This window comes from Kitasatospora sp. SUK 42 (assembly GCF_015776785.2).
In the GTDB taxonomy this organism is placed as follows: Bacteria; Actinomycetota; Actinomycetes; order Streptomycetales; family Streptomycetaceae; genus Kitasatospora.
This window is the reverse complement of the sequence record NZ_LFMD02000002.1, coordinates 114971-131588: the sequence shown is the minus strand read 5'-3', so window position 1 is coordinate 131588 and position 16618 is coordinate 114971. Positions and strand designations below refer to the sequence as shown.

Here is a 16618-nt window from a genome sequence, read left to right as displayed (position 1 = left end):
CGGGGGGCTCAGAGGGAGCGGAGGGCGCCGCCGTCGACGGGGACCATGATGCCGGTCAGGTAGGAGGCGGCGGGGGAGAGCAGGAAGGCGGCGACCTTGCCGAACTCCTCGGGGGAGCCGTAGCGGCGGAGCGGGATGGTGCCGCCGGCCTGGGCGCGGGCGGCCTCCGGGTCGGGGGCGAGGGCGTCGAGTTCGCGGACCCGGTCGGTGTCGATCCGGCCGGGGAGCAGGCCGAGCACCCGGATGCCGCGCGGGCCGAGCTCGTCGGCGAGGGTCTTGGCGGCCATGGCGAGGCCGGGGCGCAGTCCGTTGGAGATGCCGAGGCCGGGGATGGGCTGGCGGACCGAGGTGGAGAGCACGAAGCCGATCACGCCGCCGGAGGGGAGGGTGGCGGCCGCGGTGCGGGCCAGGCGGAGGGCGCCGAGGAAGACGGATTCGAAGGCGTCGCGCCAGGCGGACTCGGGGGCGGTCTCGACCGGGCCGGCCTGGGGGCCGCCGACGCTGATCAGGATGCCGTCGAGGCCGCCGAAGCGGGACCGGGCCTCGGCGACGAGGCGGTCGGCGGTGTCGGGGGCGGCGTTGTCGGCGACGACGCCGTGGGCGGAGCCGAGGGTGTTCAGCTCGGTGACGGCGGCGTCGACGGCCTCCTGGGTGCGGCCGCTGATCAGCACGTGGGCGCCGTCGGCGGCGAGTTCGCGGGCGGCGGCCAGGCCGAGGCCCCGGGTGGCGCCGGTGACGATGTAGGTCTTGTTCTTGAGTCCTAGGTCCATGGGGACATCTTGCCGGGTGGTGCCGGGGAGGCCGGAGCAGACCGCTGGCGTTGACGCCGGGGGGAAGGTTTACCGTCGGTGGCGGAAGCGCGGGAGGAGCCGGGAATGCGGATCGGGGAGCTGGCGGAGCGGGCCGGGACGACCACGCGGGCGCTGCGGTACTACGAGGAGTTGGGGTTGCTGCCCGCTCGACGGGCGGGCAACGGGTACCGGGCGTACGACGAGGGGGATCTGCGACTGCTGCGGCAGATCCGGCTGTTGCAGGACTTCGGGTTCGGGCTGGAGGAGACCAGGCCGTTCGTGGAGTGCCTGCGGGCCGGGCACCCGGAGGGGGACTCGTGTCCGGCTTCTCTGGAGGTCTACCGGCGCAAGCTGGCCGAGTTGGACGAGTGCATCGCGCGGCTGCAGGACGTACGGGCCCAGGTGGCCGGGCAGTTCGAGCGGGCGGTGCGGGCGCGGGACGAGTTGGCGGCGGAGGAGCTCCGGCCGCCTCGGTGCGAGTGGGAGGAGTAGCGGATGAACGGTGTGCCGGCGGTGACGGACGAGACCTTCGCGGCGGAGGTGCTGGCGGCCGAGGGGGCCGTGCTGGTGGACTTCACGGCGGACTGGTGCCCCCCGTGCCGGATGATGGCGCCGGTGCTGGCGGACATCGCGCGGGAGGAGGCGCACCGGATGCGGGTGGTGAGCCTGGACGTGGACCGCAATCCCCGCACGCAGGCGGCGTACGGGGTGCTGTCGATGCCGACGCTGATGCTGTTCCGGGACGGGGAGCCGGTGCGGTCCGTGGTGGGGGCGCGGGCGAAGGCCCGGCTGCTGCGGGAGCTGGACGACGCGCTCTGACGGGCCAGGGCTGAAGCTTGTCGCGGAAGGCTCAGGCCGGGAGGGGTTCGGTGACGGTCTCGGGTTCGGCGGCCTGCTTGCGGTCCTTGGCCTCGCGGCGGGCGAGGATCCAGACGCCGACCGGGATCATCGCCGTGAACAGCCACCACTGGATGGCGTAGGCCATGTGCGGGCCGATGTCCGAGTGGTTGGGCTCGGGGATCAGCTCGGGCTGGTCGGCGGGGGCCGGGGTGGTGGCGGAGAGTTCGAGGTAGCCGCCGAGGAGGGGGGCGCCGGTCTTCTCGGCCTGCTCGTCGGTGTTGATCAGGTTGAACTGGCGGTCGGGCAGGCCGGTGCGGTCCTTGATGCCGCTGGCGCCGTAGGTCTCCTGGGCGCGCAGGCGGCCGGTGAGGGCGACCTCGCCGGCGGGGGCGGCCGGGACGGGCGGGTACTCGGTGGCACCGGCGCCGGAGGCGACCCAGCCGCGGTTGACCAGGACGGTGCCCTTGCCGTCCGAGAGCTTGAGGGGGGTCACGACGAAGTAGCCGATGGTCCCGTTGGAGTCGGTCCGCTTGCGGACGACGAACTCGTGCGCCGGGTCGTACTGCCCGGTGGCCGTCACGGCGCGCCACGTGAGGCCGGAGGGCACCGCGAAGCCGGGGGTCGGCGACAGGGTGTCGAAGGGGACCGGGGCGGCCGTGAGGGCCTTGCCGATCAGCTCGTTCCGGGCCACCCGCGCCTCGTGGCGGTGCAACTGCCAGAAGCCCAGCTTGATCGTCGCGGGGATCAGCAGCAGCGCGATCAGCATGGTGATCAGCCACTGCCGGGTCAGCAGAAAACGGTACACATGGGAACGGTACGCCGACCTCACACCCGGTTCACGCACCGGGGTGCGGGGCGACCTCGCGCAGCAGTTGGAGGAAGGCGTCCTCGGTGATCACCGGGGTGCCGACCTCGCGGGCCCTGCGGGCCTTTCCGCTCCAGCTGGTCGGTTCGTTGGTGACCAGCAGGCTGGTGAGCCGGCTCACCGAGGTGGCGATGTGCAGGCCGGCCTCGACGGCGCGGTCCTCCAGCACCTCGCGGTCGGTGGCGGTGTCGCCGGTGAAGGCCACCCGCATGCCCTGGACCAGCGGTTTTCCGTCCTCCCAGCGCCCCGGGTTGGGGTACGGGCACGGCGGGCGCTTCTTGGCCTGGCGGTACTGGGAGCCGGTCCAGTTGCCGCGGCCGGGGGTGGTGGGCTCGTCCTCGCCGAGGTCGGTGACCGCGACGCAGGTCTGGAGCGGCAGCGGGACGCCGGCCTGGCGGGCCAGGTGCAGGCTTGGGCGGAAGGCCTCGGCGAGCACCCGCGCGTCGTCCAGGGCGTTGTGGGCGTGGCGCTGCTGGACGCCGAAGTGGGCGGCGAGCGAGGCGAGCTTGCCGTTGGGCAGCGGCAGGCGCAGGTCGCGGGAGAGGACCATGGTGCACAGCCGCTGCTCGACCGGGGCGCGCAGGCCGGCCCGGGAGAACTCGCGGGAGATCATGTTCCAGTCGAAGAGCGCGTTGTGCGCGACCAGGACGCGGTTCGCCAGGCGGGTGGCGAACTCCTCGGCGATCTGCGGGAAGATCGGGGCGGTGCCGAGCAGTTCGGCGGTGAGGCCGTGGATCCAGACCGGGCCCGGGTCCCGCTCGGGGTTGACCAGGGTGTACCAGTGGTCGGTGACCTCGCCGTCCGGGTCCAGCTGGTAGACGCCCGCCGAGATGACGCGGTCGGACCGGCCGAGACCGGTGGTCTCGACGTCGACGACCGCGAAGCCCTCGGCGGGGGCGGCGGAGCGCTGGGCGGGGACCGCGGCGGTCCGCGGCGCGCCGTACGTCTCGGGCTGGATCGGTTGCATGGTCCAACAGGATAAGGGGCGCGGTGGTCGGGTCCGGCCGGAATGTTCCGACTGATCGGCCGGAATAGAGTGGTCGACGGGGGTGTCGTACACCTGGTCGAGATCGTTTTCGGTAAGGAACAACAATGCGTGCCACCGTGATTCACGGACCCAACGACATCCGCATCGAAGAGGTGCCGGACCCGGTGATCCAGCAACCGACGGACGTGGTGCTCCGAGTGGTGAACGCCTGTATCTGCGGCAGCGACCTGTGGGCCTACCGAGGGGTGGCGCAGCGGGTGGCCGGGCAGCGGATCGGGCACGAGTTCCTGGGCGTGGTCGAGGACGCCGGCTCCGAGGTGCGGGGCTTCGCCAAGGGCGACTTCGTGGTGGCGCCGTTCGTCTGGTCGGACGGCGTCTGTGACTTCTGTCTCGAAGGCCTCCAGACCTCCTGCCCGCACGGCGGGTTCTGGGGGCAGGTCGGTTCGGACGGCGGCCAGGGCGAGGCGGTGCGGGTGCCGTTCGCGGACGGGACGCTGGTGAAGCTGCCGAAGGAGACGGCGGGCGACGAGAAGCTGCTGCCGGGGCTGCTGGCGCTGTCGGACGTGATGTCCACCGGGCACCACGCGGCGGTCTCGGCGGGGGTGCGCCCGGGGGCGACGGTCGCGGTGGTCGGCGACGGCGCGGTGGGCCTGTGCGGCGTCCTGGCGGCGCACCGGCTGGGCGCGGGCCGGATCATCGCGTTGGGCCGTCACCCCGCCCGGACGGACCTGGCCCGGCGCTTCGGGGCGACGGACGTGGTGGCCGAGCGGGGCGAGGCCGCGGTCGAGGCGGTGAAGGAGCTGACCGGCGGGCAGGGCGCGCACGCGGTGCTGGAGGCGGTGGGCACCGAGGAGTCGATGCGCACGGCCGTCTCGATCGCCCGGGACGGCGGCGCGGTCGGCTACGTGGGTGTGCCGCACGGCGGCAGCGCGGGCGTGGACATCGGTCAGATGTTCGGCAGGAACGTTTCGCTGAACGGCGGGGTCGCGCCGGCCCGGGCGTACATCCCCGAGCTGCTGCCCGACGTCCTGTCCGGTGCCATCGAGCCGGGCCTGGTCTTCGACCGCACGGTGGGCCTGGACGGGGTGCCGGACGGCTACCGGGCGATGGACGACCGCTCGGCGCTGAAGGTCCGGATCGCCTTCTGAGGCCCCCGGCGCAGCGCCGGAAGAGGGGCCTGACGCGTAGTCAAAAGGGGCGGCACCGTTGGTCGGTGTCGCCCCTTTCGGCTGTGTGTGCGAGTTCCAGGAGTGGCGAGAGTAATGATTTTCGGCCAATTGGATGATGGGAGGGGCTGAGCAGTCGACTGATCGTAGTGAACCCCTTTCGGGGCGGGCAGGACGCTCCTAGCATTGCGCGGCGCGCACCGGAATGTGACACCCCTCATGCTCGCCCGCTCCCCGGGGCGGCGCCGCGTATTCGAAGGAGTGAGGAGACAGCGTGGATTCGCCGCCGATCACCACCGACGCCACGGAAGTCCAACTCATAGACGAAAGCCCGGAGTTCAGAAGTCTGCGGAGCTCGTTCCGGAGCTTCGCCTTCCCGGTCACCATCGGCTTCGTGCTCTGGTACCTGCTCTACGTCCTGCTCTCCTGCTACGCCCCCGGGCTGATGGGCACCAAGGTCCTCGGGCACGTCAACGTGGCCCTGGTGCTCGGACTGCTCCAGTTCGTCACCACCTTCGCCATCGCCGCCTGGTACGCCCGCTACGCGGGGCGGCGGATCGACCCGTCCGCCACCGCGATCCGCGAGGCCCACGGTGCCGTCGTCCACGCCCCCCGGGAGTCCGCCGAATGACCGCGCTCGCCAGCTCCGCCACCGAGCACCGCGGCCTGACGATGACGCTGTTCGGACTGTTCGTGCTGGCCACCCTGGCCATCACGGTCTGGGCCGGGCGGCAGAACCGGAGCGCCGCCGACTTCTACGCCGGCGGCCGCGGCTTCACCGGCTTCCAGAACGGCCTGGCCATCTCCGGCGACTACATGTCCGCCGCCTCCTTCCTCGGCATCGCCGGCACCATCGCCCTGGCCGGCTACGACGGCTTCCTCTACTCGATCGGCTTCCTGGTCGCCTGGCTGGTCGCGCTGCTGCTGATCGCCGAGCCGCTGCGCAACTCCGGCCGCTTCACCATGGCGGACGTGCTCGCCTTCCGGATGCGCCAGCGCCCGGTGCGCACCGCGGCCGGCGTGTCCACCATCGTCGTCTCGATCTTCTACCTGCTCGCCCAGATGGTCGGCGCCGGTGCGCTGGTCGCCCTGCTGCTCGGGGTCACCGGGGAGGGGGCCAAGCGCTGGACCATCCTCGCGGTGGGCGCGCTGATGATCATCTACGTGGTGATAGGCGGGATGAAGGGCACCACCTGGGTGCAGATCGTCAAGGCGGTGCTGCTGATCATCGGCGCCGCGCTGATGACCGTCCTGGTGCTGGCCAAGTACCACTTCAACCCCTCGGAACTGCTCGGCGCGGCCGCCTCCGCCAGCGGCAAGGGCACGGCCTTCCTCGAACCGGGGCTGAAGTACGGGGCCAGCAACACCTCCAAGCTCGACTTCATCAGCCTGGGGATCGCGCTGGTGCTCGGCACCGCCGGCCTGCCGCACATCCTGGTCCGCTTCTACACCGTCCCCACCGCCAAGGCGGCCCGGAAGTCGGTGCTCTGGGCGATCGGCATCATCGGCGTCTTCTACCTGATGACCCTGGCGCTCGGGTTCGGTGCGGCCGCGCTGGTCGGCAGGAGCGGCATGGTGGCCGTCGAGGGCAAGACGCCGTCGGGCAACACCGCCGCGCCGCTGCTGGCCGAGCAGCTCGGCGGCGGGGCCGGCAGCACCGGCGGGGCGATCATGCTCGCGGTGATCTCGGCGGTCGCCTTCGCCACCATCCTGGCCGTGGTCGCCGGACTCACCCTCGCCTCCTCGGCCTCCTTCGCGCACGACCTGTACGCCAACGTGATCCGGCGCGGGAGGGCGAGCGAGCGGGAGGAGGTGCTGTCGGCGAAGTGGGCGGCCGTGGCGATCGGCGCGATCGCCGTCGTGCTCAGCCTCTTCGCGGGCAAGCTCAGCACCGCCGCCCTGGTCGCGCTGGCCTTCGCGGTGGCCGCCTCGGCGAACCTGCCGACCCTGCTCTACTCGCTGTTCTGGAAGCGCTTCACCACCGCGGGCGCGGTCAGTTCGGTCTACGCCGGTCTGATCAGCTCGGTGGCGCTGGTGGTCTTCTCCCCGGTGCTGTCCGGCGGGAAGAACTCGCTCTTCCCGCACTCCGACTTCCACTGGTTCCCGCTGGAGAACCCCGGCCTGGTCTCCATCCCGATCGGCTTCCTGGCCGGCTGGCTCGGCACCCTGCTGTCCAGGGAGCGGCCCGACCAGGCGAAGTACGCTGAACTGGAGGTCCGCTCGCTCACGGGGCTGGGGGCCCACTGATCGTCCTGGCATGACTATGCTGGCCCGGCCCCGCCGTGACGGTGGCCGGGCCGGCCGCCATTCGGGAAGGGACGCACGTGCTGCTCGACACCTTCGGACGACAGGCCGTCGACCTGCGGGTCTCCCTGACGGACCGGTGCAACCTCCGGTGCACCTACTGCATGCCGGAGGAAGGCCTCCAGTGGCTGGCCAAGCCCGACCTGCTGACCGACGAGGAGATCGTCCGGCTGGTCACCCTGGCCGTGCGCGACCTGGGCGTGCGCGAGGTCCGCTTCACCGGCGGCGAGCCGCTGCTGCGCCCCGGGCTGGTCGCCGTCGTCGCCGCCTGCGCGGAGCTGGAACCGCGCCCCGAGCTGTCGCTGACCACCAACGGCATCGGGCTGGCCCGCACCGCGACGGCACTGCGCGGGGCCGGGCTCGACCGGATCAACGTCTCGCTGGACACCCTCGACCCCGAGGTGTTCTTCACGCTCACCCGCCGACGGCGCCACCAGGACGTGCTGGACGGGCTGGCCGCCGCCGAGGCGGCCGGGCTGGCGCCGGTGAAGCTGAACGCGGTGCTGATGCGCGGGGTCAACGACCACGAGGCGGCCGACCTGCTGGCCTGGTGCCTGGAGCGGGGCTACGAGCTGCGCTTCATCGAGCAGATGCCGCTGGACGCCCAGCACGGCTGGGACCGCTCGGCGATGGTCACCGCGGGGGAGATCCTGGACCTGCTGCGCGCCCGTTTCGCGCTCACCCCGGAGCCGTCCGCACGCCGGGGCGCGGCGCCGGCCGAGCGCTGGCTGGTGGACGGCGGTCCGGGCCGGGTCGGCGTGATCGCCTCCGTCACCCGGCCGTTCTGCCGGGCCTGCGACCGGACCAGGCTGACCGCCGACGGGCAGGTGCGCAACTGCCTCTTCGCCACCGGGGAGACCGACCTGCGCACCGCCCTGCGCGAGGGGGCGGACGACGCGGAGCTGGCCGCGCTGTGGCGGGCGGCGATGTGGGGCAAGAAGGCCGGGGCCGGGATCGACCAGCCGGAGTTCCATCAGCCGGACCGGCCGATGTCCTCGATCGGGGGCTGAGCGGGCTGGTCGGCCCCGGGGGTCGGCGGCTAGGCCGGCTGGTCGGCCTCGGGGGTCCAGTCGGCGAGGGCGACGACCTCCTTGAGGAAGCCGCGCACGCCCAGGAACTGGGACAGGTGCTCGCGGTGCTCCTCGCAGGCGAGCCAGGTCTTGCGGCGGTCCGGGGTGTGCAGCTTGGGGTTGTTCCACACCAGCACCCAGTGGGCGTCCGCCCGGCAGCCCTTGGCGGAGCAGATCGGGGTCTGCGGGGTGTCCATCGGGCCGTCCTCAGCGCTCGGCGGGTTCGTCGTCACCGCCAGTCTCCCATGCCGGTTTCATCCGCCGGTTCCACCCGCGGGGTTCCGGGCATGGCGACGCCGGGCAGCCACGGGGGGAGCCGCCCGGCGTCGGTCCGTCGCTCCGACGGGGGATGCGGAGCGCGTACGCAGTATGTCACGCCAGGACCCTTGGATGGGGAGGTCTTGCATGATTAATCTGAGCTTCTTTTGAGCTTTCGCCGAACCTATTCGGGCTCAACCAGCCTTAAAGGGACAGTCAGTTCGCGTCCTGTGAAGCTTCGGTGCCGGGCGCCTTTGCCTCTCCTGTACCACGGGGCGCACCCGCCCCACCCGTACCACCGGGGCCGAGCATCAGCGGGGTGTCGTGCGGGATGTCGAAGGTGCTCGGCAGACCGGGCGCCCGCTCCCGGCCCGCGTTGGCGATGAGCACCGCGAAGTACGGCAGCAGCACGGCGCCCGCCAGCGCCGTGAAGGCCAGCCAGCGCTGGACGTCCCAGAGCACCACCGCGAGCAGCACGCAGAGCGTACGGACCAGCATCGAGATGACGTAGCGGCGCTGGCGCCCCCGGACGTCCTCGGTGAGACTGCTGCGGGCCCCGGTGATCCGGAAGACCTCTCCGCCGTCGGCGCTCTTGCCCATGTGTCCTACCGCCCTCGTCCACGCACTCGCGCGACGGGCCGCGCGGCCTCCTCACGGTACGCCCGGACGGCGGGGGCGACGAGACCGGGTGGGCCGGGCCCACCCGGTCGGGCGTGGTAGAGGGCCGTCCGGCGCTAGGGCGTGCCCTCGCCGGTGTTTCAGGAGCGGCGGGAGAGGTACTGCGGGGGGACGGCGTCGGTGAGCCAGACGCCGTTGTCGCTGAGCCGGAACTCGTGGCCGGCCGCCGTCATCGCGGCCGCGTTCACGGTCAGCACGACCGGGCGGCCGTGCCGGGCGCCGACCCGGGTCGCCGTCTCGGTGTCCGCCGACAGGTGCACGTCCTGGCGGGCCATCGGGCGCAGGCCCTCGCGGAAGATCGACGCCAGGTGGCGGTCGGCGGTGCCGTGGTACAGCACGGGCGGCGGCACGGTGGCGGCCAGACCGAGGTCGACCGCCACCGTGTGGCCCTGGTTGGCGCGGATCGAGAGACCGTCCGGCGAGTAGCCGAAGCGGCGCTTGTTGTTGGTGGCCACGACGTGGTCGAGCTCCGCCCTGGTGAGCGGTCTGCCCTTGGCTCTCAGGGCGGCGAGCAGCACGTCGATCCGGACCCAGCCGGATCCGTCCAGCGTGAGCCCCACCAGTTCCGGCTCGTGCCGCAGGATGCGCGACAGCATCCTGCTCGACCTGACCAGCCGCTTCTCGTCCATCATGTCTCTCGTATCCCCCGTTGGTCAGCGGCTATGAGGCCTGGCTGACCGAACTCATGTTGAAGTCCGCGACACGCACGGGTGGCATCGCGGTGCGGGTGAACCAGTCGTTCCACTCGCGGGGCAGGCAGCGCTCGGTGCGGCCCACCTCGGTGATCCGGCCGAGCAGGTCGACCGGGGACTCGTTGAACCGGAAGTTGTTGACCGCGCCGACCACTTCGCCGTTCTCCACCAGGTACACGCCGTCCCGGGTGAGGCCGGTGAGCAGCAGCGTCGACGGGTCCACCTCGCGGATGTACCAGAGGCAGGTGAGCAGCAGACCGCGCTCGGTGCGGGCGATCATCTCGTCCAGGGTCGGCGCCGACTCCTGGTCGGCCGTCTCCAGCACCAGGTTGTCGATCGACGGACGCAGCGGCAGGCCGGTGAGGGCGGCCGCGTGGCGGCTGGTGACCAGGTCGGTCAGCACGCCCTCGCGGATCCACTCGGTGGCGGTGATCGGCTCGCCGTTGTCGAAGACCGAGACGTCGCCGCCGGTGGCGTGCGCCAGCACGAACGGCGCCGCCTCCAGGCCGTTCTCGCGCGGGTCGGCGCGCAGCGTCAGCGGCAGGCCGGAGAGCTTGTCGCCGATCCGGGTGCCCCCGCCGGGCTTGGAGAAGACCGTCCGGCCCTCGTGGGCGTCCCGGCCGCCGGAGGACCAGTGGAGGTAGACCATCAGGTCGGCGACGGCCGAGGGCGGCAGCAGCGTCTCGTACCGCCCGGCGGGCAGGTCGACCTTGCGGGCGCCCCAGCCGAGGCGCTTGGTGAGCTCGGCGTGCAGAGCGGGCACGTCCACGTCGGTGAAGTCCTGGGTGGCGGCGCCGATCCAGGCCGAGCCGGTGAGGTCGGCCGTCTTGGCGTTGAGCTCGACCGTGCCGGTGGGCTGGTCGTGGCGCAGCCGCAGGCCGGTGGAGCTGCCCAGGTAGCTGGTGGTGATCTCGTGCCGGGCGAAGCCGTACAGCAGCTCGCCCTGTGCGGTGGCGCGGGCGAAGGCCTCGCCGAGGGCCGGGCCGAAGGCGTCGAACACCTCGATGGAGGTCTCCGCGGGCGGCTGGGTGAAGTGCGGGGACGGCGGCTGGTCGGCGACCAGCGGCTGGGCGTCCTCGGCCGGGCCGGCCGCGCGGGCGGCCTCCTCGGCGGCCCGCACCAGGCCCTCGACCTCCTCGGCGGTGACGGCCTCGCGGGAGACCACGCCGGAGGCGGTGCCCTCGGCGCCGGCCACGGTGGCGATCACGGTGAGGCGGCGGCCGCGGGTGACGCCGTTGGTGGTCAGCGCGTTGCCGGCCCAGCGCAGGTTGGCGGTGGACTCCTCGTCCGCGATCACCACGCAGCCGTCGGCGCGGGAGAGGCCGAGCGCCAGCTCGACGAGTTCGTGGGGCTGTGTCGCGGTCATCAGTGACCCGCCTCCTGCTGGGTGTTGAGCACGTTGACGTTGCGGAACAGCGCCGACGGGCAGCCGTGGCTGACCGCCGCGACCTGGCCGGGCTGCGCCTTGCCGCAGTTGAAGGCGCCGCCGAGGACGTAGGTCTGCGGGCCGCCGACCGCGGCCATCGATCCCCAGAAGTCGGTGGTGGTGGCCTGGTAGGCGAAGTCCTTGACCTGGCCGGCGAGTTCGCCGTTCCTGATGGCGTAGGCGCGCTGGCCGGTGAACTGGAAGTTGTAGCGCTGCTGGTCGATGGACCACGAGCGGTCGCCCACGATGTACAGGCCGTTCTCCACCCCGGCGAACAGGCCCTCGGTGTCGGGGCCGTCGGCGGCGGGCTGGAGCGAGACGTTGGCCATCCGCTGCACCGGGACGTGCGCGGGGGAGTCCGCGAAGGCGCAGCCGTTGGAGCGCTCGAAGCCCTTCGACCTGGCGATGCCGCGGTCGAGTTGGTAGCCGACCAGGACGCCGTCCTTGATCAGGTCCCAGGACTGGGTGGCCACGCCCTCGTCGTCGTAGCCGATGGTGGACAGGCCGTGCTCGGCGGTGCGGTCGCCGGTGACGTGCATCAGCTCGGAGCCGTACCTGAGCGAGCCGAGCTGGTCGAAGGTGGCGAAGGAGGTGCCGGCGTAGGCGGCCTCGTAGCCGAGCGCGCGGTCCAGCTCGGTGGCGTGGCCGATCGACTCGTGGATGGTCAGCCAGAGGTTGGACGGGTCGATGACCAGGTCGTAGCGGCCGGGCTGGACGCTGGGGGCCTTCATCTTCTCGGCCAACAGGTCGGGCAGCTCGGCGAGTTCGGCGTCCCAGTCCCAGCCGGCGCCGCTCGCGCCCCGGCCGGGGGCCCCCGCGACGAACTCCCAGCCGCGGCCGACCGGCGGCGCCAGGGTCTGCATCGAGTCGAAGGCGCCGGTGCGCTCGTCGACCGAGGTGGCCTCCAGGTCGGAGTAGACCCGGATCCGCTGCTGGGTGGTCATGGTGCCCGCGGTGTCCGCGTAGAACTTGTTCTCCTGGACGGTCCGCAGGGCCGCCTGGACGTGCGAGACGCCGGCCGCGGCCAGCAGCCGGGAGCTGCGCTCGGCGAGCAGGGCGGTCTTCTCGGCGTCCGGCACCTCGAAGGGGTTGATCTCGTACGCGGAGACCCAGGTGACGTCCCGGTGCACCGGCTCGTCGGCCAGTTCGACCCGCTCGGTGGAGCCGGCCGCGCGGCTGATGCCGCCGGAGAGGCGGGCCACCGCGACGGCCTGTTCGGCGACCTTCGCCGCGGCTCCGGGGGTGAGGTCCACCCCGGCGGCGAAGCCCCAGGCGCCGTCCAGCAGCACCCGGACGGCGAAGCCGAGCTGCACGCTGTCGGAGGTGCCGGCGGGACGGGCGTCGCGCAGCCGCCAGGAGGCGCTGCGGACCCGCTCCAGGCGGAAGTCGGCGTGGCTCACGCCGAGTTCGCGCGCCCGGGTGAGGGCGGCGTCGGCGAGGGGGCGCAGCGGGAGGGCGAGGAACAGCGGGTCGACGGCGCGCCCGTGCGGGGCGCCGGCGCTGTCGGCCGGAGGGATCGGAGGCAATCGGGCTCCCAGGTCGCGGAGGGTGACGGTGCGGAGCCACAGGGGCGTCCGCACCGCATCATTTCCCGTCCACCGGGTTTCCGGCCAGCGCATTTCGACCGGTGCGCCATGGTTTCGGCCGCCGTGCTCCGGCCGGTGCGCCGCCGGCTCCGGTCCTCCCGGTCACCTCAGGAGACGGACTCCCACCAGCCGTCCAGCTCCGGCGGGTTGTCCACGTCGATCCGTTCGCCGGGGCGCGGCACGGCCAGCGGGACGGCCTGAACCTTGGCCTCCTTGAGCAGCCGTTCGACCGGCTCGGCCCACGGGTGCAGGCCCAGGCTGAAGGTGCACCAGTGGACCGGCACCAGCAGCCCGGCCCGGAGGTCGCGGTGGGCGAGGACGGCGTCCTCGGGGGTCATGTGGATGTCCGACCAGGCCTCGTCGTAGGCGCCGATCTGCACCAGCGCGGCGTCGAAGGGGCCGTGCTGCTCGCCGATCCGGGCGTAGCCCTCGAAGTAGCCGGAGTCGCCGGTGTAGAAGACCTTGCGGCTGGGGCCGGCGATCACCCAGGAGCCCCACAGGGTGGTGTTGCGGGCCAGGCCTCGGCCGGAGAAGTGGTGCGCGGAGGTGAGGGTGAGCACCAGCTCGCCCAGGGTGCAGGTCTCGTCCCAGTCCAGCTCGATGATCCGGTGCTCCGGGACGCCCCAGCGGCGCAGGTGGCCGCCGATGCCGAGCGGCACCGCGAAGGGCGCGGACTGGCTGCGCACCAGTCGCTTGACGGTGGCCATGTCGAGGTGGTCGTAGTGGTCGTGCGAGATCAGCACGGCGTCGACCGGCGGCAGCTCCTCCAACTCGACCGGCACCGGGTGCAGCCGCTTGGGGCCGACGTGGGTGGCGGGGGAGCAGCGGTCGCTCCAGATCGGGTCGAGCAGGACGCGGGAGCCCTCGATCTCGACCAGCGCGGAGGCGTGCCCGTACCAGGTGACCTCGACGCCCTCGGCGGCCGGGCCGGGCGTGGTGTCGGGGCGGACGGTGGGCACCGGGTGCGCGGGGACGCGGCCGGCCCGCTCGAACAGCATCCGACGGACGGTGGCCGGGTCGACGCCGGGGGCGCCGGCGGTGCGGGCGAGCTTCGAGGGTGCGTTGTGGAAGACGCCGTCGCGGTACTGCGGCGAGTCGCGCACCCGCTCCTCGCGCTCGCCGTCCGGGCGCCGTCCGAACGCCGCGGGAAGGTCGCGCAGCGACCAGGCGGTCGCGCCCAGGCCCGCGGCCAGGGCGGTCAGCGCGAGCAGGCGTCCGCGTCGGTGGGTGCTCCCGGGCCGTGCCTTGGTCATGCGCCCTGCCTTCGTTTCCTCGCCGGGACGCATCGGGGGTCGGTACGGTCGGTCCCGAGTCGGCCCGCACCACGGGGGCAACGGGTGCGCCCGCCCGTGTTGTTCCCGTACAGTCGCCCCGATCGTGCAGGCGCCGCGGCCTGCGGAGCACCGGTGGTGGGAACCTGGTGCCGGGAGCGCGGATTGTCGGATTGCGACAGTTCCTCCCCTGCGGCGCTGTGGGAGCCCGATGCGCCGCCGCCGCCGACCGCCCGATAGCGTCACACTGCGTACGCATTCCGACGTACGTGCTCACACACGGAGAGAGGTGGATCGTTGAGCCGCTCGGTTCTCGTCACCGGAGGAAACCGGGGCATCGGCCTCGCGATCGCCCAGGCCTTCGCCGAGGCGGGCGACAAGGTGGCCATCACCAGCCGCTCGGGCGAGGTGCCGGAGGCGCTGGCCAAGTACGACGTCCTCGCGGTGCGCTGCGACATCACGGACGCCGCGCAGGTCGACGCCGCCTTCACCGAGATCGAGCAGAAGCACGGCGCGGTCGAGGTGCTGGTCGCCAACGCGGGCATCACCAACGACACCCTGCTGCTGCGGATGTCCGAGGAGGACTTCACCTCCGTCCTGGACACCAACCTCACCGGTACCTTCCGGGTGGTCAAGCGCGCGTCGAAGCTGATGATGCGGGCCAAGAAGGGCCGTGTCGTGCTGATCTCCTCCGTGGTGGGCCTGTCCGGCTCGCCGGGCCAGGCCAACTACGCCGCCTCCAAGGCCGGCCTGGTCGGCTTCGCCCGGTCGCTGGCGCGCGAGCTCGGCCCGCGCAACATCACCGTCAACGTGGTGGCTCCCGGCTTCGTGGACACCGACATGACCGCCGTGCTCAGCGACGAGCGCCGCGCGGAGATCGTCTCGGGCGTGCCGCTGGGCCGCTACGCGGCGCCCGCCGAGGTCGCCTCCACCGTGCGGTTCCTCGGGTCGGACGAGGCCGCGTACATCACCGGAGCCGTCATTCCCGTCGACGGCGGATTGGGCATGGGTCACTGATCATGAGTGGAATCCTCGAAGGCAAGCGGATCCTGATCACCGGCGTGCTGATGGAGTCCTCCATCGCCTTCCACGCCGCCAAGCTCGCCCAGGAGCAGGGCGCGGAGGTCATCCTCACCGCCTTCCCGCGCCCGACCCTGACCGAGCGGATCGCCAAGAAGCTGCCGCACCCGGTCAAGGTGCTGGAGCTGGACGTCTCCAACCCGGAGCAGCTGGCCGGCATCGCCGACCAGGTCCGCGAGCACCTGCCGACCCTGGACGGCATCGTCCACTCGATCGGCTTCGCCCCGCAGGACGCGCTGGGCGGCAACTTCCTGGACACCCCGTGGGAGTCCGTGGCCACCGCGATGCACGTCTCGGCGTACTCGCTGAAGTCGCTGACGATGGCGCTGCTGCCGCTGATGCAGGACGGCGGCTCGGTGGTCGGTCTGACCTTCGACGCGCAGTTCGCCTGGCCGCAGTACGACTGGATGGGCCCGGCCAAGGCCGCCCTGGAGTCGACCAACCGCTACCTGGCGCGCTACCTGGGCGAGCGGGACATCCGCTGCAACCTGGTCTCCGCCGGCCCGCTGGGCTCGATGGCCGCCAAGTCCATCCCGGGCTTCGGCGACCTGGCCGACACCTGGAACCACCGCTCCCCGCTGAAGTGGGACCTGAGCGACCCGGAGCCGGCCGGCCGCGGCATCGTCGCGCTGCTGTCGGACTGGTTCCCGAAGACCACCGGCGAGATCATCCACGTCGACGGCGGTCTGCACGCCATCGGCGCCTGACCTGCCGAAACGCCGCTGCCCGGCACCCCCGCGGAGGGGGTGCCGGGCAGCGGCGTTTCCCGCCCCGAGCCGAAGGGGGCGCGCCAGCCGTCGGCGCCGGGTCGGGAGCGCCCGGAGGCGAGCGGGCGAGTCGGAGCTACGCGTCCGCGGTGGCGCAGGCGCCGATGGCGCGGCCGGCCTCGAAGGAGGCGCGCTGGGCGTCGCCGTCCCGGATGGCGTCCCGGATGGCGGCGTGGCCGATGTAGCGCTCGGCGATCAGCTCGGGACCGACGTCGTTGCGCAGGTGCTCGCGGGTGACCTCGCCGAGGTCGGCGTAGACGGCGAGCAGCACGTCGTTGTGGGCGGCGGCCACCACGGCCTGGTGGAAGGCGGCGTCGGCCTGGACAAAGTCCTCGGCGTCGCCGGAGTGCCAGGCGCTCTCGCGGCGGGCGAGCGCGGCGTCCAGCAGGTCGAGGTCGCGCTCGGTGCGGCGGACGGCGGCCAGGCCCGCGGCGGAGGTCTCCAGCGTCGCCCGCAGCTCGGCGACCTGCTCCTGCTCGGCGTCGGCGAAGCGGCGGTGCATCACCCCGGCCAGCTCGCTGGTGGCCAGGACGTACGTGCCGGAGCCCTGCCGGATGTCGAGCAGTCCGTTGTGGGCGAGGGCGCGGACGGCCTCGCGGACGGTGTTGCGGGCCACGCCCAGCTGCTCGACCAGAGCGGCCTCGGTGGGGATGCGCGAGCCGACGGGCCACTCCCCGGAGGTGATCTGGGCGCGCAGCTGAGCGATCACCTGGTCGGACAGCGGGGTGCGCCTCGGCGAGGACAGCGCCACGGGGACTCCTTGCGGCTACGGGTCGGGTGGGCCCTGGGGACAGGTGGTGGCCGGTGGATGAACGGTCGGCACATCATGCCAATTC

The 16618-nt window shown here is 72.6% G+C and carries 18 protein-coding genes; 8 read left to right on the top strand and 10 right to left on the bottom strand.

The annotated features are described in order from the left end of the window. Positions 1 to 8 precede the first annotated feature (8 nt). The gene (locus RZ50_RS00535; protein WP_196951003.1) at positions 9 to 770 is read right to left on the bottom strand and encodes an SDR family oxidoreductase; all 762 of its coding nucleotides are present in this window, start codon (positions 768 to 770) and stop codon (positions 9 to 11) included. A gap of 105 nt (positions 771 to 875) precedes the next feature. Here RZ50_RS00535 and RZ50_RS00530 point away from each other — a divergent pair, with 105 nt between their 5' ends. After that, positions 876 to 1283: a MerR family transcriptional regulator gene (locus RZ50_RS00530; protein WP_196951002.1), complete on the top strand. Its 408-nt coding sequence runs from the start codon at positions 876 to 878 to the stop codon at positions 1281 to 1283. A 3-nt stretch (positions 1284 to 1286) separates the two neighbouring features. Further along, a complete protein-coding gene (trxA, locus tag RZ50_RS00525) occupies positions 1287 to 1610 on the top strand; it encodes a thioredoxin (RefSeq protein ID WP_254801936.1) in 324 nt (107 codons plus the stop codon). A 31-nt stretch (positions 1611 to 1641) separates the two neighbouring features. On the opposite strand, the gene RZ50_RS00520 is transcribed toward trxA, so the two are convergent. Together RZ50_RS00520 and RZ50_RS00515 are read right to left on the bottom strand one after the other, a co-directional pair. Continuing rightward, positions 1642 to 2436, bottom strand: a complete 795-nt coding sequence (locus tag RZ50_RS00520; protein WP_196951001.1) for an SURF1 family protein — start codon at positions 2434 to 2436, stop codon at positions 1642 to 1644. 31 nt (positions 2437 to 2467) lie between these two features. Continuing rightward, positions 2468 to 3463: a DEDDh family exonuclease gene (locus RZ50_RS00515; protein ID WP_196951000.1), complete on the bottom strand. Its 996-nt coding sequence runs from the start codon at positions 3461 to 3463 to the stop codon at positions 2468 to 2470. A 125-nt stretch (positions 3464 to 3588) separates the two neighbouring features. Between RZ50_RS00515 and RZ50_RS00510 the strand changes: the two genes are divergently transcribed. From RZ50_RS00510 to moaA, 4 genes are all read left to right on the top strand, one after another. Continuing rightward, the gene (locus tag RZ50_RS00510; protein WP_196950999.1) at positions 3589 to 4632 is read left to right on the top strand and encodes a zinc-dependent alcohol dehydrogenase family protein; all 1044 of its coding nucleotides are present in this window, start codon (positions 3589 to 3591) and stop codon (positions 4630 to 4632) included. 292 nt (positions 4633 to 4924) lie between these two features. After that, on the top strand, positions 4925 to 5281 hold the full coding sequence (locus RZ50_RS00505; RefSeq protein WP_196950998.1) for a DUF485 domain-containing protein: 357 nt from the start codon (positions 4925 to 4927) through the stop codon (positions 5279 to 5281). Further along, positions 5278 to 6897 carry a cation acetate symporter gene (locus tag RZ50_RS00500; RefSeq protein ID WP_196950997.1) on the top strand — a complete coding sequence of 540 codons (1620 nt, stop codon included), beginning with the start codon at positions 5278 to 5280 and terminating at the stop codon, positions 6895 to 6897. The genes RZ50_RS00505 and RZ50_RS00500 overlap by 4 nt, the downstream gene beginning before the upstream one ends. A 77-nt stretch (positions 6898 to 6974) precedes the next feature. Further along, the gene (gene moaA / locus RZ50_RS00495) at positions 6975 to 7964 is read left to right on the top strand and encodes a GTP 3',8-cyclase MoaA (protein ID WP_217680164.1); all 990 of its coding nucleotides are present in this window, start codon (positions 6975 to 6977) and stop codon (positions 7962 to 7964) included. Between the two features lie 29 nt (positions 7965 to 7993). Here moaA and RZ50_RS00490 read toward each other — a convergent pair whose 3' ends face one another. The 6 genes from RZ50_RS00490 to RZ50_RS00465 form a co-directional block, all read right to left on the bottom strand. Continuing rightward, the gene (locus RZ50_RS00490; protein WP_196951025.1) at positions 7994 to 8221 is read right to left on the bottom strand and encodes a hypothetical protein; all 228 of its coding nucleotides are present in this window, start codon (positions 8219 to 8221) and stop codon (positions 7994 to 7996) included. 277 nt (positions 8222 to 8498) lie between these two features. Further along, a complete protein-coding gene (locus tag RZ50_RS00485) occupies positions 8499 to 8882 on the bottom strand; it encodes a DUF3099 domain-containing protein (protein ID WP_196950996.1) in 384 nt (127 codons plus the stop codon). 158 nt (positions 8883 to 9040) lie between these two features. Then, positions 9041 to 9589 carry an RNA 2'-phosphotransferase gene (locus tag RZ50_RS00480; RefSeq protein ID WP_196951024.1) on the bottom strand — a complete coding sequence of 183 codons (549 nt, stop codon included), beginning with the start codon at positions 9587 to 9589 and terminating at the stop codon, positions 9041 to 9043. A 31-nt stretch (positions 9590 to 9620) separates the two neighbouring features. Next, a complete protein-coding gene (locus RZ50_RS00475) occupies positions 9621 to 11018 on the bottom strand; it encodes a metallopeptidase TldD-related protein (protein ID WP_196950995.1) in 1398 nt (465 codons plus the stop codon). Further along, complete coding sequence (locus RZ50_RS00470; RefSeq protein ID WP_374199891.1) at positions 11018 to 12595, bottom strand: TldD/PmbA family protein; 1578 nt, start codon at positions 12593 to 12595, stop codon at positions 11018 to 11020. The genes RZ50_RS00475 and RZ50_RS00470 overlap by 1 nt, the downstream gene beginning before the upstream one ends. A 176-nt stretch (positions 12596 to 12771) precedes the next feature. After that, on the bottom strand, positions 12772 to 13917 hold the full coding sequence (locus RZ50_RS00465; RefSeq protein ID WP_196950993.1) for an MBL fold metallo-hydrolase: 1146 nt from the start codon (positions 13915 to 13917) through the stop codon (positions 12772 to 12774). A 315-nt stretch (positions 13918 to 14232) separates the two neighbouring features. Here RZ50_RS00465 and fabG point away from each other — a divergent pair, with 315 nt between their 5' ends. Continuing rightward, positions 14233 to 14952, top strand: coding sequence for a 3-oxoacyl-[acyl-carrier-protein] reductase (gene fabG, locus RZ50_RS00460; protein ID WP_196950992.1), 720 nt, complete (start codon positions 14233 to 14235; stop codon positions 14950 to 14952). Positions 14953 to 14954: 2 nt separating this feature from the next. Then, complete coding sequence (fabI, locus tag RZ50_RS00455; protein ID WP_196950991.1) at positions 14955 to 15722, top strand: enoyl-ACP reductase FabI; 768 nt, start codon at positions 14955 to 14957, stop codon at positions 15720 to 15722. A 136-nt stretch (positions 15723 to 15858) separates the two neighbouring features. On the opposite strand, the gene RZ50_RS00450 is transcribed toward fabI, so the two are convergent. Then, positions 15859 to 16533, bottom strand: a complete 675-nt coding sequence (locus RZ50_RS00450) for a FadR/GntR family transcriptional regulator (RefSeq protein WP_196947491.1) — start codon at positions 16531 to 16533, stop codon at positions 15859 to 15861. Positions 16534 to 16618 lie beyond the last annotated feature (85 nt).

What these genes read in the sequence shown, in the direction of transcription:
- RZ50_RS00490 (WP_196951025.1), bottom strand. Translation starts at nt 8,221, where the DNA reads ATGGACACCCCGCAGACCCCGATCTGCTCCGCCAAGGGCTGCCGGGCG.
- RZ50_RS00535 (WP_196951003.1), bottom strand. Translation starts at nt 770, where the DNA reads ATGGACCTAGGACTCAAGAACAAGACCTACATCGTCACCGGCGCCACC.
- RZ50_RS00480 (WP_196951024.1), bottom strand. Translation starts at nt 9,589, where the DNA reads ATGGACGAGAAGCGGCTGGTCAGGTCGAGCAGGATGCTGTCGCGCATC.
- trxA (WP_254801936.1), top strand. Translation starts at nt 1,287, where the DNA reads ATGAACGGTGTGCCGGCGGTGACGGACGAGACCTTCGCGGCGGAGGTG.
- RZ50_RS00475 (WP_196950995.1), bottom strand. Translation starts at nt 11,018, where the DNA reads ATGACCGCGACACAGCCCCACGAACTCGTCGAGCTGGCGCTCGGCCTC.
- RZ50_RS00530 (WP_196951002.1), top strand. Translation starts at nt 876, where the DNA reads ATGCGGATCGGGGAGCTGGCGGAGCGGGCCGGGACGACCACGCGGGCG.
- RZ50_RS00510 (WP_196950999.1), top strand. Translation starts at nt 3,589, where the DNA reads ATGCGTGCCACCGTGATTCACGGACCCAACGACATCCGCATCGAAGAG.
- fabI (WP_196950991.1), top strand. Translation starts at nt 14,955, where the DNA reads ATGAGTGGAATCCTCGAAGGCAAGCGGATCCTGATCACCGGCGTGCTG.
- RZ50_RS00515 (WP_196951000.1), bottom strand. Translation starts at nt 3,463, where the DNA reads ATGCAACCGATCCAGCCCGAGACGTACGGCGCGCCGCGGACCGCCGCG.
- RZ50_RS00485 (WP_196950996.1), bottom strand. Translation starts at nt 8,882, where the DNA reads ATGGGCAAGAGCGCCGACGGCGGAGAGGTCTTCCGGATCACCGGGGCC.
- RZ50_RS00500 (WP_196950997.1), top strand. Translation starts at nt 5,278, where the DNA reads ATGACCGCGCTCGCCAGCTCCGCCACCGAGCACCGCGGCCTGACGATG.
- RZ50_RS00465 (WP_196950993.1), bottom strand. Translation starts at nt 13,917, where the DNA reads ATGACCAAGGCACGGCCCGGGAGCACCCACCGACGCGGACGCCTGCTC.